Raw genomic sequence first — 15,807 nt, 5'->3', positions numbered from 1 at the left:
TGCTTTATCGCCTGGAACGCAGTAAAATGGACGGGTCATCACTGATTTCCCTGGAGAACTGGTTCAGATAATCTGCTGCCTGTTTCAGGGTTTCAATGGACTGGATCAGATCTTCCCGTGACTTTATCACCATCAGATCAATACGTGTGATGGTTTGATTGAAACTCACCAGGGCGTTGACCGCCTCTTCGGAGATCCGCCGGATATCGGCTTTTTCCAGGGTACTGTCGATTTTATTCAGGGTGTTGATGACTTCACCGCTTACCCCCCGGACATCTGCGGAAGCCAGTTCTTCACTGAACAGCAGGGTGTTGTTCATGATGGTGTCAAGCTTGACAAGGTTCTGCTCGAAGCGGAGAATGCTGCTCTGCGTGGTTCCCACAAGACTCCGGACATCCGAGATAAGGTTTCGTATATCCAGAGAAGCGGTATCCAGGGAAGTGATCATCCGGTTTACCGGTCCCCGGTTTTCTTCCAGATACATGTGGACCAGAGTCAGGATAGTGTCTACCTTTTGCTGGTTTGTGATATCGGTGATGGCATTCAGGTTGTTCAGAAGCAATTCAAATTTCTCCGCGATCTTTTCAGCCCTTCCTGTAATATCCTCCAGGGCCGAACTTCCCGGTTGAATGTTGGATCCGGGTGGGAGGAAATCCGATTCATTGCTCCCGCCGGTCAGCTCAATCTGCTTAATTCCAGTAATGCCAATACTTACCAATGTTGCAACCATATCTTCTTTGATGGGTGTTCCCTCTTTCACGCTGATCTGTACGGTTACCTGGTTGATATCATCCTTATTGATGGTGATCTGGTCCACCTGGCCGATGTTGATTCCATAATATTTTACGGCACTGCCCTCCTGGAGTCCGATGACCGATACATTTTTATACTGGATGTAATAAATATCCCGTTTTTCCATCAGTTGACGGCCGGCTATGATGACAAATGAAACGATCAACAGCATCAGGGTGATGACGAGAAAAACACCCAGCCGGACTTTTTGTGCTCTGGTGGCCATGCTCTGGGTTCCTTTGTTGTCTAAGACATCGTATAATCGTTGATAATAACAGCCGGTTCAAAATCCGGATAAAACGGGTTCATTTACCGGCACATCGTTTATTTATCGTATCTTAAGATTAATCGACGGGAAATTCCAAAGAATTTTTACGTTTAGACGTTCAGACGTTGTTTAGGCATTTTTACGTTTAGATATTGATATGTATCGACGTGAAAAGATTGAGCCCCGGGCTTCAGCCCGGGGATAACGGTATACAAATATAAATGTACGATTATAGATTATAGCCCCGGGCTTCAGCCCGGGGGGGGGGGATATGTGGGACGCAACCAACCTGAAACCCATAATCCCGTTGGATTTAAATCTCCCTTTATGACCCTGGATTAATGTATATTCCCGCCCGGTAAAAAAGTCCATACCAGGGCAGAGGAAGAAATGACAAAACGAAAAGAAAATTTCAGAAATATTGCCATTATCGCGCATGTGGATCATGGCAAAACCACGCTGCTGGACGGAATGTTACGGCAGAGTGGGGAATTCCGTGAGAATCAACAGCTGGTAGACCGCGTGATGGATTCCATGGACCTTGAGCGTGAGCGGGGAATTACCATCACAGCCAAGAATACATCGGTGCGATTCCAGGATGTTAAAATCAATATTGTGGATACACCGGGACACTCGGATTTCGGCGGGGAAGTGGAACGAAGCCTGAATCTGGCCGATGGCGCGTTGCTGTTGGTGGATGCCAGTGAGGGACCCCTTCCCCAGACGCGCTTTGTGTTAAAAAAAACACTGGAGAAAAAACTCCCGGTTGTTCTGGTGATTAATAAAATTGACCGCTCCGATGCCCGGGTTGATGAGGTCTTGAATGAAGTGTACGATCTTTTTCTGGACCTGGATGCGGACGAAGAACAGATTGAATTCCCCATTATTTATACCATTGCAAAACAGGGAATTGCAAAACAGGATCTGACGGACTCATCTGAGTCACTTTTGCCGCTTTTTGAGACGATTCTGAAGACGATTCCGGCACCTGTGGCAAATGATAATGCGCCGGCCCAGTTTCTGGTGACAAATCTCGATTATGATCCCTATGTGGGGCAAATTGCCGTGGGACGCCTCTATAACGGTGTTCTTGAAATGAATAAAACCTATGCTCTTTACGGAAAAGAGGGCTTGACCACCGGCATTAAATTTTCAGCGTGTTATCATTTTGAAGGCCTGCACAGAAATCAGACCGACCGGGTGGAGTGCGGTGACATTATTGCCGTTGCCGGCGTTAAAAATATTGCCATCGGGGATACGATTACGTCTGAAGATGATCCCAAACCCCTGCCCCGTATCCAGATAGACGAACCCACGATATCCATGATCTTTTATGTGAATAACAGTCCGTTTACAGGGCGCTATGGTAAATATCTTACGACCCGCCATCTTCAGGAACGGTTAAACAAAGAGGTCCTGGGAAATGTCTCCCTTCAGGTTAAAGCAACACAGCGCAAGGATGCTTTCGAAGTCTGTGGCCGGGGAGAACTACAGATGGCTATCCTTATTGAAACCCTGAGACGGGAAGGATACGAATTGATGGTTTCCAAACCCCGTGTGATCACCCGGGAAGAAAACGGGCAAATTTTGGAGCCGGTGGAGCGGGTATTTATCGATATACCGGAAGAGAAGGTAGGGGTAGTGACGGAAAAACTTTCTGAGCGAAAAGGCCGGATGATGCATCTTGAGAATTTAGGACACGGACGGGTGGATATGGAATTTGTCATCCCATCCCGGGGACTTATTGGTTTTCGGAGTCAGTTTATGACCGATACGAATGGTGCCGGCATTATGAATACCCTTTTTGAAGGGTATGCCCCGTGGTTTGGGAGTATTCCTCATCGGACGAATGGCGCGATTTTAGCCGACCGCCCGGGCCGGGTAACCGCCTATGCCTGCCAGGGAATGGCTGACCGTGGTGAACTTTTTGTGGAACCGGGTATGGAAGTCTATGCCGGGATGATTATCGGCGAACGGAACCGCTCGGAAGATCTCCCCGTCAATATCACCCGTGAAAAAAAACTCACCAATATGCGGGCATCCGGTTCCGATAATACCATTCCCCTCAGACCCGCCCGGAAAATGAATATCGACCGGTGTCTTGAATTCATCGCCGGGGATGAACTCATCGAAGTAACACCCCAAACCGTCATTCTCCGTAAAATGGAACTGGATCCGGTGAAACGGGCGAAGACGCGAGGGACCGGCACTTCGTGACGTTCAATTGCTTCACTTTGTTCAGCATTCCAGCACTGCTTCGCAGTGTTCAAAAAAGAAGTCACCCATTAAAATCCGCATATCTGGAATTGAACACCGAACGAAGTGAGGTGCTTGAACCCCATGAAATGGGGTTTGAACGCCGTCAGGCGTTGGAATACCGCTCAGCGGTTCATGAACACCACGAAGTGGCGTTTAATAATTCAAGCGGCACTATGTGCCGTTCAATTGCTTCACTTTGTTCAGCATTCCAGCACTGCTTCGCAGTGTTCAAAAAAGAAGTCACCCATTAAAATCCGCATATCTGGAATTGAACACCGAACGAAGTGAGGTGCTTGAACCCCATGAAATGGGGTTTGAACGCCGTCAGGCGTTGGAATACCGCTCAGCGGTTCATGAACACCACGAAGTGGCGTTTAATAATTCAAGCGGCACTTCGTGCCGTTCAATGGCTTCGCTGCGCTCAGCATTCCAGCACTGCTACGCAGTGTTCAAAAAAGAGGTCACCCATTCAAATCCGCATATCTGGAATTGAACACCGAACGCAGTGAGGTGCTTGAACGCTGCATAGCAGCGTTTGAAAGCCGCGTAGCGGCTATTGAACCCCTGAACCCATGAACCACACATCAGGAGCGCAGCGACGCTAACTTCTCCCCAACCCCCAACCCCCAACCTGCAACCTGCAACCCCCAACCCCCAACCCCCAACCCTAAAAGAAATATCAAAAATCTCCCCTTTGCTGTATATTCCCAAAATCATCAGATGTGATCAACCCATTATTTGAAAGGGATCCAGATTAAAACCATGAACATGATCCTGGTCTGTCTTTGTCTTTTCGGGATTGATATCCTCCGGGCTGATGGAGATGCTCCGGGAATCCACCAGCAGCAGTGGGAATATTATCAGCAATTTGAAAAAGAAAAGATTTTCACAGAATCGGCACCGGACATCATTCCTCTGGATAAAACTGCCGCTTCCTCCCGGTACCTGAAAAAAGATGTTTTTGGATATCTGCCCTATTGGGAAAGGACAACAGCTCCCCAGCATTTTCAGTACACTCTTTTATCGCAAATTGCCGTATTTGGGTGGACCGTGAGCCCCACAGGCAACCTGTCACCCCCCTCCGGCTGGCCTTACGACTGGGCCGCCATGATAAACAATGCCCACAAATACGGGGTAAAGGTTGTCATGTGCATGATTGAATTTGATGAGGATGAGATGCATACCCTCATTACAAGCCAGACCAACACTCTGAATTTCATCAATCATGTGATTTCCGAAATGGAAACCTATCAGTTGGATGGGGTAAATATCGATTTTGAAGGTCCGAAAAATGAGGATCGTGGGGCGGTGATCAATACGTTTATGAAACAACTCACCGATTCAGTCCATACACGTCTGGGACCGGAATATGAAGTTTCTTTTGCCGGTCCGGCAGTGAACTGGAGCGACCGTTGGGACTTGGCGGGACTGGCCGATGCCTGCGACTATATTTTTATTATGGGATACTCGTTCTGGGGAAGCTGGAGCTCCACTGCCGGGCCTACAGCGCCTTTATCCGGAACCTCAAACAATATCACAACCACCGTCACCGATGATTACGGAGATGCCGATCCGGATAAAATCATTTTGGGAGTCCCCTATTACGGAAACCGGTGGCAGACTGTGGATGATTCAGAAGGATCTGCAAAAGTCGAGTATATCGGTTCACTTTTTTACCGTTCCGCAAAAGACCTGTATACTCAGCATGGAAAAATCTGGTCTTCAACATATAAAGTCCCCTGGGGAAAATACCTGTCGGATCAGAAATGGTACCAGTTCTGGTGCGATGATGCCCAGAGTCTGGGACTGAAATACGATCTGGTTGAAGATCATGCCCTTCGCGGGAGCGGGATGTGGGCTTTGGGCTATGACGGAGCGAATATGGAATTCTGGAACTTGCTGGCGGAATGGTATTATGATTTCCCCCGGGAGGAGATACTTGCTGCTTTTGACGATTCCCTGGGTATTTTCAACACACATCCCACGTACAGCGGCTCCACGTCGGGCATCAGCGGCGATTCCTACGCCGTACACGATACAATTCAGGTATATTCCGGCACGGGTTCAGGCCAATGGGTGCTGAAGGATGATGCGACAAGTACTTCGGACTGGCAGGTCCGGATTTTGTCCCATAAGGGAGATCGTTTTCTGAACCGGGGCTTTTCTCCCAACGGTCTGGTGACAGTCTGGCTGAAGACAGATACACCGGCAGGGAAATCCATTGCCCTTATTGTGGACGACATGGCCGGGGGGACGGAGATTTCTGATGCGCAGGCGATTATCGGGGATGGGGCTTGGCATGCCTACCAATTTGATCTGTCCGGCGAAGAATGGGCTTCTTTTTCCGGCGGGAACGGCGTGCCTGAAGGACCCATACTCACCCTGGATGCCGTGATGCTCTATAGTCCTGATCAACCTGAAGACTGGGTAGTGAATGTGGATGAAATCCGCTATGATATCCATGAAACCAAACTTATTGTCGGCCTTCCCGAAGGTTTTGAACTCCACCAGAATTACCCCAATCCCTTCAACGGAGAAACGGTTATTCCCTACACCATACGCCAGGCAGGCCCTGTAACCCTGAACATTTACGACATCCGGGGCCGTTTTGTCCAACAGCTTGTCCATGGATACCACACACCCGGAGCCTATTCAGCACGCTTTTCATCAGGAAATCTTGCCAGTGGAATCTATATCTACCGCCTGACCGGACAAGAATCATCCCGGAGCGCCAGGATGATCCTCCTGAAATAATAAAAAATCTGATTATTTTGAAACAGGCATTTATTCAGCCGGATTAATCCAGTCTGATAATCCGTAATTCATCCACAAGGGCTCGGTTTTCTTCCCCGTTCATGTTCTCATTTTCCGGCAGAAAACGGAGTTCAATCACATGCAGACCCGCTTCCATGGAGACGCTGAGACCGTTGCTGTATCCCCACTCTTCCCATTGATCCACACCCCGCTGAGGCATGATGATGGCTCCGGCCTTTTGTTGATTGATAAAATAGGTCCGGATGGCACATTTGTTATCCGTATTGATGGGCCCGTTTCCATTGGCATAGCGGAAATCAAAACGGTATTTACCCTTTTCCGGCAAAACAATGGGGAAGATCACCCGGCGGTTTGTGTTTCTATTCACATCAAGGTAACCCTCTCCCTTGTATCCACGGTAATCCCTTTGGATATCATCTCCGCTTACATCCACTGTCAGACTTTTACTTCCCGGGATGACGGTCAGAGGTTCACTTAAAAAAGAAGTCCAGCCTTTTTTGTCCACTGCCCTGATCTGGTATTCCGTGAATTGGCTCTGGTCTGGAATTTTAGTCACACAATCCGTTGTTTTCCCTTTTTTCAACCCATTCACAAAAATCTCGTAGTATTCGGCACCGGGGACAGGCTCCCAGAGAATGGTTTTTCTTTCATACCGGAGGATGGGAGTATCGGGGTGGGTATGCCAGGGTGCTGTGTTGATGGGGTCGTATTCCTTTTGATGATTTGTCAGGTGGATGGTGATATGGTGGGATCCTGACACGGTTCCGGGAATACGGGCTTCCGTAAGGGGATTCCCATCCAGTTCAATGGAATGGATTTCTGTGCCGGTTCCAAAGATCTCAATGTCCAACATAGCCTGCCGGTAAGGAAATTTTTTAATGTGCAATGTATCGCCGTATCCGGGGGGAATGACCGGTTTAAATGACAAAGCATTTTCTTCCAGGCGGATGCCGGCCAGTACCCGGTACACCATGGCCAGGTTGCCTGCCACACTCCACAGCTGACGGTCGCTGTTGATTTCGGTCCCTATGTAATCCCCGGTTTTTGCCACAAAATTTTCCTTATTCGTCCCAAAAAGAGCCGCCGCCCTGTATATGGATGCCATACCGTGTTCCACATGGGGGATGTATCCCATGTCTGCTGCCGCCCAGGTCCAGTAGGCCACCACAAATGGCCAGATGCCGTTGTTGTGATAGGGAGGAATATGGGGGATTTGGGGATAGACACAGGGAATCCCGAAAGATCCCACCGGCATATTTTTCAGGATTGACCGGGAGCGGGACTCATCGGCGATGCCGAAAAGCAGGGACAGGGCTTCTCCCAGGGCTTCCGGTTTTTCGGACAGGTGTTGATAGTGACGACCGTACAGAAATTGTCCGTACCAGCCGTGGGATTCAGACCACAGATGAGTATTGACGGCTTTTTTGATCGTTTCTGCACTTTCAAGATAAGCGGTCGGATCTTCTCCCAGACATTCCGCCATCCTTGCCAGGATGATCCGGGTCTGGTAGTGAACAGCATTGGTTCCCAGGCACTGGCTCCGGTAAATATCCACAGGATCCATCCAACGGGGATAGGTCTGTTCCCGCCAGTCCAGAAAGGAGGATTCCCCATAAAACAGGCTGGTTTCCGGATTCACGGCCACGGCCTCATCCTCTGCGGCGCTTTGGGCAATGATGGGGTAAACGTGTCTCAGCCAGTCCAGGTCACCGGTAGCGGCATAAATCTCCCAGGCGGCCAGGGCCCAGGTCATCCGGTCTGTACTTACGGGCCATGATCCACCCGTGCCGGTATCCTGGATAATCCGGCCGTCTTTCACCTTGGCCATCAGGCTCTTTTTGGAAATTTCCGGTTCCAGGAAGGCCAGGGAAAGAAGGATGGAATAGCTGATATCCCGGGTCCACACACCGGTCCACTTGGCTCCGGCCATGAAGGTGCTGTCCTCCCGAATATCTTTCTGCAGTTCTTCCAGGGACATCCGGGTCATGGCATTGATCAGGGGGATGTTTGAAAGAACCTCCGGATAGCGGTCCAGGGAGCGGGCCCGGCGCCAGTGAATTTTTTTCACCGGTGTTCTGTCTTTTTGCTGGTCCGGGCTGATATAATCACTCACGATTTCGTCTTCTGAAAGCACGGTTGCTGTAAAATTACCCTGCCGGACGGAAGCCGGGTGGATGGAATAGGTGTCATTATCATACAGGGTTTTTTGTCCACAGGCGGTGAACAGAAGTATGAAGATTACCGGCAGAAAATGTCTAATCATGATATCTCCTGAATTATCATCATACGAAACTTAGAAAAAGATGCCCCAAAGGGTCAGGACTGACAGCACCAGAAGGATACTGAGACCGATATTGATTTTGGTCCACAGGGGATTTTTCGCTTCGATCATATCGATAAATTCACTTTGGACCTCTTTAGCAGTGGCGAAGGTGAGCCCGGCAATTTTTTTCCGGGCGGGAATTTCTCCGGCCAGACTGACACCTGCCAGAACCGCAACAGAAATGACAAAAAGCATGATGGCAAAATGGAGGAAATTCATTGTGGCAAACCACTGGAAAAACCCAAAATCCCAGCCTGCTTTTTTTGCCAGAATTTCCATGATCAGCCGGAGGGCTCCCAGGATACCGCCGCTTGCCAGGGCGTATATAGCCCCTTTGCTGTTGGCACGTTTCCAAAAGACACCCAGGATAAAAACAGCGGCGATCGGCGGACTGATATAGCCCTGGACACTTTGGAGATAGACAAAAAGCTGAGAGCTGATACTCCGGATCAGGGGAACCCACAGGATTCCCAGCAGAACCAGTCCGCCTGTGGCTAATCGGCCGACCCGCACCAATTCCTTTTCCGATGCATCCGGCTTATAATGCTTATAGAAATCCATTGTGAAAAGAGTGGAACTGCTGTTAAAACAACTGGCCAGGGAACTCATGAGGGCGGCCAGAAGGCTGGCAATTACAATACCCTTTATGCCCATGGGTAATAGGTTGCTGGTCACCAGTGTGGGGTATGCTTCATCGCCCCGGACGCCTGGAAAGAGGGCTACTGCAATCATGCCCGGGAGGACCAAAATAAAGACGGGCAGGATTTTGAGAAAGCCGGCAAAGATGGTGCCGGTCCGGGCATGATTGATATTTTTTGCACTTAGCACCCGCTGGACAATGAATTGATCTGTGCACCAGTACCAGATACCCAGAATCGGTGCCCCGAACAAAATACCGGTCCAGGGAAAATCAGGGTGTTTCATGGATTTGAACATACTGAAAAAATCCGCCGGGAGGGAGGCCTGAAGACCGTCAAATCCTCCGACCTTGTTCAGTCCCAGAAGGGTGAGGGTCACCGCCCCTCCGATCAGCACCACCGTTTGCATCAATTCCGTATAGATCACGGCTTTCAATCCGCCGGCGATGGTATAGAGTCCCGTTATGATCACAAGAATAATTGCCGAAGTGATCATATCCCATCCCAGAATTTTATTCAGAAGGAGTCCTCCGGCAAAGAGTGTGACGGATATTTTTGTCATTACGTAGGCGATGATGGAAATCGTTGTCAGGTACATACGGCTGCTTCGGCTGTAGCGCCGTTCCAGAAATTCCGGCATGGTGAACACGCCGGATTTCAGGTAGAAGGGGACGAAGACCCATCCCAGAAAGAGGACTGCAAAGGCAGCCAGCCACTCAAAGTGTCCAACCGCCAGTCCGCTTGTTGCCCCGCTGCCGGCCAGTCCGATAAAGTGTTCACTGCTGATATTCGAGGCAAAAAGGGAGGCTCCGATCGCCACCCATCCCATATTCCGGCCTGCTAAAAAATAGTCTGTACTTGTTTTATGTTTAGAAAAATAAAGTCCAATTGCCATCACCAGCACAAAATACGCGCCGATCACAATAAAATCCGTCAAAGAGATATTCAGATGCACCATCCTGAGCCCTTCCCTGGTTATGGTTTTATTGCATAAAATTTAGTGAACGTGGGGGATGTGTCAAATGTAATTATCATGGAAGACAGGCTGATTGAATGATTCTTTTAAAGGGAGTAAATCATGGAAATTGTTTTATTAATATTATATATGATAAAAAACGACATCATGATTAATTCCTTTACATTTGTAGCTGTAGAAAGTATGTTATCCATTGCTTAAGCAAGTTTTAAAAATTGCAGACTTTCCGACTTAAAGTAAGAAGTCAGTTAATATTAAGCCTTAAAAATGCCTGATGAATCCCCAAAACTGAAGAGAACAAATCCCTGGAGCTGGGTTCCCACCCTTTATTTTGCTGAAGGAATTCCATATACCGTTGTAACGGTTTTATCGGTGGTCATGTATAAAATGCTGGGGATTTCCAATACGAAGATAGCATTTTATACCAGTCTGCTGAATCTCCCCTGGGCACTGAAACCGATATGGGGTCCCATAGTTGACAATCTGAAAACAAAGCGGTGGTGGGTACTGACCATGCAGTTCATCATGGGTATATTATTTGCATGCATCGCGCTGACGATTCCCACTGATCATTTTTTTCAGGTGAGTATTGCCCTTTTATGGCTGGTTGCTTTTATGTCTGCCACGCACGATGTTGCCGCCGACGGTTTCTACATGATTGGGCTGGATGAAGGGGATCAGGCTCTTTACAATGGAATACGTTCTGCTTTTTACCGGATAGCCATGTTAATGGGGCAGGGTGTTTTTGTGATATTTATCAGTATCCTCATTAATGCCTCCGGAATGGATAAAGTCACCATTGAAGTGAATGCTGTACCTGCTGAAAACAAGATAAAATCAATTCAGGTAAAACCGGAGGATATTCAACCCAAACCGGGAGATATTTATTTAATAAGTGTACCGGAAGAATTGAATATCCCGATGAAACCAATGAAACGGGAATATGTCGATTCTGTTTTAATGGTTGTCCGGGAATGGAATGTCGATCAAGGTCATACAGAGACAGATGATACAGAGAGTACAAAAAAATCCTCTCAACCCGAACCGATCAGAAAAGTGCATACCAACAGATTGGAAAAATGGCTCCGTAAGACATTCGGAGCTGCGAAAAAAGTCAGGGCTGATTATACAGGGAATGTGGGAGTTGTCCAATTTTACCTGTCCAGGCCACCGGAAAAGGGCGAGGATGTTGTTGTTACTTTCGGTCAGGATAAGGGAGATCCCAGTATCCGGTTGGTTGAGGGGATGCGGTTTGAATTTGATCAGTGTAACTGGAATAAACCGGCTAAAGCAGTCATTCAACTTGATAAAAAGCTTCAGCAATCAAGTACTGCATATTTTGATGCCGAATCGGGAAATATCCGCTTGTCCTGGATGGTTCTCTTTCTTTGTATTTCCGTCATGTTTACTGTTTTTTGGATTATACATCGCTTTACGCTTGAAAAGATTGAAAAGGAACGGATAGAGAGATCGGTTACAGAGGCGATCAAAGATTTTTTTTCCACATTCAGTACATTTTTCAGGAAAAAAGGGATTGGACTTTCCATCATTTTTCTCCTCATTTTCCGACTGGGTGAATCTCAACTCGTGAAGCTTTCGGCGCCCTTTATGCTGGATACCCGGGAAGTCGGAGGATTAGGATTGACAGCTGGACAGTATGGACTGACTTATGGAACGATTGGCCTTTTATTTCTCTTAAGTGGTGGCATTCTGGGAGGAATGGCTGTATCGAAAGTTGGTTTGAAAAAAATGATATGGTGGTTTGCCATCATGATCAACGTTCCCAATGCAGCATATATATTCCTATCGTATCTGCAACCCTCCAGCCTGCCGGTAATCATCTCCGCTGTAGCCTTTGAAACCTTTGGTTACGGATTTGGGTTTACGGCGTACATGATGTACATGATCTACATTTCCAAAGGAAAGTATAAAACATCCCATTATGCCATTTGTACAGCGTTTATGAATTTGGGAATGATGTTACCGGGCATGATGAGTGGGTGGTTACAGGAGATCATCGGGTACCAACATTTCTTTATATGGGTTGTGCTGGCTTCCATACCGGGTTTTATTCTGATAAAATTTCTTTCCATTGATCCGGGATTTGGGATTAAAGTAAAAAAAGAGAAATAAAAAATACAGATAAAAATTATTTTATAATTTAGCTGGTTGTGTTTATTAGAGCATTATGCAATGCAGTACATATAAAGCTTTGGGGATTAACGTTTGTGCTATATGCATAAAGTGTGGGTCCTTATAAGAAATTTTATAATAGCTATAAGTCCTTGATTTAAATTAACATAAGATGGGTAAAATTAAAAATTAAAAAGAATTCGTAAAAATAATCTTGACATAAAAAGGGGCTTAATGTATTTTTAGCGCAAATGATTGCGCACTAAGCAGAATGAACAGGATGATGCAATATGGCACAAAGTAATGCGGAAACCATCCAGAGTGTTGCTGATAAGGTTGGGGTCTCCACGACTACAGTTTCCAGGGTTTTAAACGGGAAAGCTGAAACCTACCGGATCAGTAAACGCACCGAAGAACGGGTTCTTCAGACAGCAACGGAGATGGGTTATATTCCCAATCAGGTAGCCCGGGGACTCCGGAATAAGCGGACCAATACAATTGGTCTCATCATTCCGGATATTTCCAACCCCTTTTTCTCCACCATCGCCCGAAATATTGAAATCAATGCCCGAAAAGCCGGCTGTTCGACGATTTTGTCGGATAGTCAGGAAGATACACAGCTTGAAAAAGAATCCCTCCGGCTTTTGCAGGGACGAAAAGTCGATGGTCTTATTATCTGTCCCGTGGGAGAGATCTCTGCTCATATTGAACCGGTCCTGCATAAAAATATCCCCCTTGTGATTATTGACCGGTATTTCCCTGAACTGGATTGCACGTATGTGATTTCTGATAACTATAAAGGGGCTTTTGATGCCGTCAGTTATTTGATTGAAAACAATCATCGAACCATTGCCTGTATTCAGGGACGTGCCCGGACATCCGTGAATCATGAACGGGTCCAGGGATATCGGGATGCCCTGAAAAAACACGGTCTTCCCCTTGACGAATCTCTCATTATCGGTGAAAGTTTCGGCAAAAAAAATGGGTATATCGGAGCAAAGATTTTACTGAACCGGACCCCCCGGCCAACAGCCATTTTTTCTACGAGTAACCTGATTTCCCTCGGTGCCATGGGAGCGATTCTGGAAGAAGGGTTGAGTATTCCTGATGATATTTCTATGATTTCTTTTGATGACCAACCCTATTCGGATTATCTCATTACGCCCATGACAACTATTGCCCAGCAGACAGACGAAATCGGTCACATTGCCTTTAAACTCCTCGAAACTCAAATAAACCATGAAATGAATCAGGATATGAAACCGCGGATTGAACGGATTGTGCTTCCTACAAAATTAGTGATACGAAAATCAGTGAAAACCCTGAAAAAATGAAAGTGAACTTACAAAAAATTCTGAACATGCACATTCATTGTGAAAAGCATGTGCTTTACAAAAAAACAATGTAAAAGGAGGATGAGTGATGAAAAATGGTAAAATCGTGCTTTCCCTGTCCGCCGTCTTTGTGATGGTGTTGATGTGTTTGGGAAGCCTGAATGCCCAAAGCTCGGAGAATATGACGTTTCTGGGCAACTGGGGTGAAGGGGGCGGTGAAATCAGAGCTGTCTCCAATTTTGGTGACCTTGTGTATTATGGTGTTGGAAATATCCTTTCCATCGTAAGTTTTGAAAATCCTGCCAGCCCCTTTAAAGCAGGTAGTGTTAAACTGGATGATATGGTTGAAGATATCGTATGGTTTACCAAATCCGGTGTGACTTATTGTGTGGTTTCTGGAACATCCCTGAATATTTTGGATGTCACCAACCCTATGGAACCAAGTCTGGTCAGCACTCTAAGTCTTGCAGGCTATGGTGAAGGCCTGGATATCAGCGGTGATTATGTGTACGTAGCTGCCGGTGGATCGGGGATGGAAGTTATCGATATCAGTGATCCTGCCAATCCCAGCAGTGTGGCTGTCGTCGCCGGTGCCGGATCAGGATATGCCGAAGGAATCAATGTATCATCTCCCTATGCCTACCTGGGCAATGGCGCAAATGTATCCATCTTTGATATCAATAATCCTGCAAGCCCTGCTCTGTTGAGCTCTTATGAAAACTCAGGGGGGGACTGGATTCAGGATGCCATGCCTATTTCCAATTATCTCTATGTTTGTGTTTGGGGGACAGGGATTGATGTTCTTGATCTGTCCAACATATCCTCACCGACGTATGTTACGACCTTTGCTAATCCCACAAATGCTGATATCATGTTTGATGGGAATTATGGTTATATCGCCTCAAGAGATCATGGACTTACAGTAATGGATGTCTCTTCACCCTCTGCACCCACTCTGGTGAATACATTCACGACAGATGGAACGCTTCGCAAAGTCTCATTTGGTGCAATTACTATTGACCAGCAAATTAAGGGACATGTTTTCTCTGCAGAAGTCTCCCAACTGGGTGCTATTAATGTCTCCGATGCTGCCGGTGGTATGAGTTATTCCGGTAAAATAACCGTGACACCTCCCGCCGAAGGGATTGCTTACAGCAGTATTGTCCGGGGTAATCTGGCTTATGTTGCTTACGGAAATTTCGGTGTGCGTGTCCTGGATGTAAGCAGCCCGTCCAATATCGTTGAAATGGGTAATTATGAAACAGGTGGTAGTTCCCGAAAGATCGTACTTAAGGAAGATGTCGCCTATGTGGCAAACCGTGATGGTGGCCTGCTTGTGCTGGATGTGTCCAATTCCGCAGCCCCGGATTCCATCACCAAGCTGGTTGATGGAACCGTCAATGATGTGGCTATGAGTGGAGATTATATCTATTCTGCTGCCCGTGATTTGGGAATTGCCATTATTAACATCTCAACAGCAAATAGTCCGGCTGAAGTTGGATACCTATCAGACTATTATGGAGAGGGTGTTGCTGCAGATGGCACCGTGATGGGACAAAGTACCTGGGATAAGGTCTATTTTTTCGACATCTCTTCTCCCGAATCCCCGGCATTACATGATTCGATCCGCCTGGCAACCGGGACCGGTGAATTTGCCATTTATGGTGATTATGCCTATATCCACGATTATGACACTCTCCGGATCTATTCCATTGCCGACCTGGATAATGTAGAAGAAATCGGTAAAGCTTATACCGGCGGAAGCTGGGACGGGACCGTATCTGTGGATGGGGATTATGCCTATGCCAATGCTGAAACAAACGGCGTCCGAGTCTTCGATATCACCGATAAAACCAATCCTACTGAAGTTGGCCATTACGATGGTACCAATTCAGCACGTGGAGTTTTTGCACAAAACGGTCTGGCCTATGTATCGGAAAAAGAAGGCGGATTAGCCATCTATCGCAATGAACTTTATGTCTCTGTGAAAGAAAACGGTACAGTTCCCCATACATTTATGTTGAAACAGAACTACCCCAACCCCTTTAACCCTGTCACATCCATTGATTATACGGTTCCCATGGGTAAGAATATGGTTGAACTGGAAGTTTTCAACTCACAAGGTCAGCATATTCGCACCCTCGTAAGTCAGGAACAGCTTCATGGTTCATATCATGTGGAATGGAATGGCCGTACTGATTCAGGAACCTTAGCTCCAACGGGTATTTATTTCTACAGATTGAATATTGGAGAAAGATCACTGACACGTAAAATGATTCTTTTAAAATAACGATCAATGAATAACAATA

At 46.9% G+C, this 15,807-nt stretch carries 9 protein-coding genes; 6 read left to right on the top strand and 3 right to left on the bottom strand.

Going from position 1 to position 15,807, the window contains the following annotated elements; all coding sequences use genetic code 11:
• Positions 1-4: 4 nt before the first annotated feature.
• On the bottom strand, positions 5-1,018 hold the full coding sequence (locus strainIA91_RS09035) for an MlaD family protein (protein ID WP_400166456.1): 1,014 nt from the start codon (positions 1,016-1,018) through the stop codon (positions 5-7).
• A gap of 432 nt (positions 1,019-1,450) precedes the next feature.
• Here strainIA91_RS09035 and typA point away from each other — a divergent pair, with 432 nt between their 5' ends.
• The 3 genes from typA to strainIA91_RS09020 all read left to right on the top strand — a co-directional run bounded on the left by typA (position 1,451) and on the right by strainIA91_RS09020 (position 6,073).
• Positions 1,451-3,277, top strand: coding sequence for a translational GTPase TypA (typA, locus tag strainIA91_RS09030; protein WP_400166455.1), 1,827 nt, complete (start codon positions 1,451-1,453; stop codon positions 3,275-3,277).
• 238 nt (positions 3,278-3,515) lie between these two features.
• Positions 3,516-3,812 carry a hypothetical protein gene (locus strainIA91_RS09025; protein WP_400166454.1) on the top strand — a complete coding sequence of 99 codons (297 nt, stop codon included), beginning with the start codon at positions 3,516-3,518 and terminating at the stop codon, positions 3,810-3,812.
• A 269-nt stretch (positions 3,813-4,081) separates the two neighbouring features.
• The gene (locus tag strainIA91_RS09020) at positions 4,082-6,073 is read left to right on the top strand and encodes a glycosyl hydrolase family 18 protein (protein ID WP_400166453.1); all 1,992 of its coding nucleotides are present in this window, start codon (positions 4,082-4,084) and stop codon (positions 6,071-6,073) included.
• Between the two features lie 43 nt (positions 6,074-6,116).
• On the opposite strand, the gene strainIA91_RS09015 is transcribed toward strainIA91_RS09020, so the two are convergent.
• Positions 6,117-8,357: an MGH1-like glycoside hydrolase domain-containing protein gene (locus tag strainIA91_RS09015; RefSeq protein ID WP_400166452.1), complete on the bottom strand. Its 2,241-nt coding sequence runs from the start codon at positions 8,355-8,357 to the stop codon at positions 6,117-6,119.
• Positions 8,358-8,387: 30 nt separating this feature from the next.
• Positions 8,388-10,013: a sodium:solute symporter gene (locus strainIA91_RS09010; RefSeq protein WP_400166451.1), complete on the bottom strand. Its 1,626-nt coding sequence runs from the start codon at positions 10,011-10,013 to the stop codon at positions 8,388-8,390.
• A gap of 285 nt (positions 10,014-10,298) precedes the next feature.
• Between strainIA91_RS09010 and strainIA91_RS09005 the strand changes: the two genes are divergently transcribed.
• The 3 genes from strainIA91_RS09005 (at position 10,299) to strainIA91_RS08995 (ending at position 15,788) form a co-directional block, all read left to right on the top strand.
• Positions 10,299-12,164, top strand: coding sequence for an MFS transporter (locus strainIA91_RS09005; protein WP_400166450.1), 1,866 nt, complete (start codon positions 10,299-10,301; stop codon positions 12,162-12,164).
• Between the two features lie 290 nt (positions 12,165-12,454).
• The gene (locus strainIA91_RS09000) at positions 12,455-13,498 is read left to right on the top strand and encodes a LacI family DNA-binding transcriptional regulator (RefSeq protein ID WP_400166449.1); all 1,044 of its coding nucleotides are present in this window, start codon (positions 12,455-12,457) and stop codon (positions 13,496-13,498) included.
• 88 nt (positions 13,499-13,586) lie between these two features.
• Entirely contained in the window at positions 13,587-15,788 is a 2,202-nt protein-coding gene (locus strainIA91_RS08995; RefSeq protein WP_400166448.1) for a FlgD immunoglobulin-like domain containing protein, read from the top strand.
• Positions 15,789-15,807: the final 19 nt, after the last annotated feature.

This window comes from Candidatus Neomarinimicrobiota bacterium (assembly GCA_041154365.1).
Lineage (GTDB): Bacteria > Fidelibacterota > Fidelibacteria > Fidelibacterales > Fidelibacteraceae > Fidelibacter > Fidelibacter multiformis.
Note: the sequence above shows the minus strand (reverse complement) of the source record. Positions and strands in the feature narration are given on the sequence as shown.